Origin of the sequence: Methylobacterium sp. WL18, from assembly GCF_008040015.1 — a bacterium.
GTDB lineage: Bacteria > Pseudomonadota > Alphaproteobacteria > Rhizobiales > Beijerinckiaceae > Methylobacterium > Methylobacterium mesophilicum.
In genome coordinates this window covers 1-1815 of record NZ_VRVD01000813.1, presented here as the reverse complement: position 1 = coordinate 1815, position 1815 = coordinate 1, and the positions used below count along the sequence as shown (strand labels likewise).

Annotated in this window: 2 protein-coding genes; both read right to left on the bottom strand. The window is 70.9% G+C overall.

Annotation, left to right across the window (positions count from 1 at the left end):
- Positions 1-222 (bottom strand): MEKHLA domain-containing protein (locus FV228_RS28605; RefSeq protein WP_246694064.1); only part of this gene is annotated, 222 nt, incomplete at its 3' end.
- A 511-nt stretch (positions 223-733) separates the two neighbouring features.
- A partial coding sequence (locus FV228_RS28600; RefSeq protein ID WP_246694063.1) for a major royal jelly family protein occupies positions 734-1815 on the bottom strand: 1082 nt, incomplete at its 5' end.

The following is a 1815-nucleotide window of genomic DNA, read 5'->3' as shown; positions in this document are numbered from 1 at the left end:
GCCGACCAGCGCGTCCCGGTCGTAGCCGAAGCAGGCCTGCGCGGCCCGGTTGGCGTAGACGAAGCGCGGGTCGGCGCCGCCGTCATGGGCCAGCACCACGAAGGGCGCCTGCCCGTACAGCCAGGCCGCGTCCGCCCCCTCCGGCACCAAGGCCGCGCCGAGGCGCCGCCGGTAGCTGCCGGTGAGGACGGCGAAGAAGTCGGGATCGAGCGAGAGGTCCATCACGGCGGTCCGGAATCGGCTGCACAGGAGAGCGGCCCTTAGCCGATGCCGGGCCAATCGTGGCGTGCGGGATCCCGCTTGCCCCCATCTGGCCCAACAAGGCCGACAATGTTCGCACGGCACCTCTTCAAGCCGCGACACACGCTCCCTCCTGCGGCGACGGGCTACACAGATTTCGACCGTCGCCGTGATCATGCCGTGGGCGCAGAAGGCGCGGGTTCCCTCTCCCGTGCGGGCTACGACGTTCACGCATCGCTGCCGGATTTGGGCCAAGGCTAACCCCAACCGCGTCTCCCTCCCCCCTCTGCGGGGGAGGGAGAGCCGCGGTGTCTCCCGTGTGTTCTCCCAACTCAATGTGTGAGTCCGCACGCCCGCACGGGAGAGGGGGCGCGTCGCGGTCTGCAACAACGCCTGTGCCTCATACCTGTGTAGCCCGTTGCCGAAAGGAAGCGGGGAGAAGCTGAGTGTTTCGAGAGACTTGCTGGCAAACCCAATGGGTCGATCCGGCGCGCTACAGGACCGGGTCCGCGTCGATGCGCATCCGGAGGATCGCGTAGGGCGGCTGCTGCAGGTCCTGGCCGCGGTTGAATTCCGGCCGGCGGTTGACCTGGGCGCTCGAGATGTAGAGCCACCGGTCCGGGGTGATCCAGAACGTGTCGGCCCAGATCAGGCGCGGGTCGGCGGCCAGCACCTCCACGGTCCCGTCCGGCAGGCGCCGGCCGACGGCGTTGTGCTCCTGCAGGCTGAGATAGACCCGGTCCTGCGAATCGGTGGTCAGGCCGCCGGTCATGCCCTTCTCGCCGAGATCCTGCACCGTGGCGGCCAGGGCCGCGTCCGACACGTTCGGGTCGAGGAGCGCCGCGGTCTCCACCGCGTAGAGGCGCCGGCTCATCAGCGGCGCGTAGTACAGGCGGCGGCCGTCCGGGCTGATCGCGATGCCGTTGGCCCCGCCCTTCGGGTGCTTCGCCGGGGCATCCCCCTTCCGCTCCATCACCGGCCGCAGCTCCACGACCTTGACCACGCCCTCCTGGGTGGCCGTGCTCGGGTGGTCGGCCAGGCGCCGGCTCACCCGCCCGCTGGCGAGGTCCACCGCCAGGATCGCGCCCTGGCCGCCCTGGCCCTGGTCGGTGATGTAGGCGAGCGCCCGGCCGTCGCGCACGTCGACCCGCAGGTCGTTCAGGGACGAATCGGCCACCACGCCGGCGTCGAGCGGGATCACCCGGCGGATCTTGTCCTGGGTGATGTCGATCTCGAGGAGCTTGGCGGCCCCCGGCACCGGCTTGCTCTTGCCCTCGGTCAGGCCGGAATCGAGGATCCAGAACGCGTCGTTGCGGTCGAACACCCCGTTGGGGACGTGGAACAGGGTCGCCTGCGGGTCCTTCGGGTCCGGATTGTTGGTCCGGGCATCCGGATAGGGCTTCACCGAGCCGTCCGGGAGCACCTCGCCGAGGGTGGCCGGCTCCGAGCCGGTGAAGCGCGGCATCATCACGAACATCCGGCCGCCCCGGGCGATCGCCAGGCCGGTGGGCGTGGACGGGGCGTTGGCCGCCCGCGCCAATTCCAGCACCCCGGCGGGGCGGCTGGTGGGGGGCT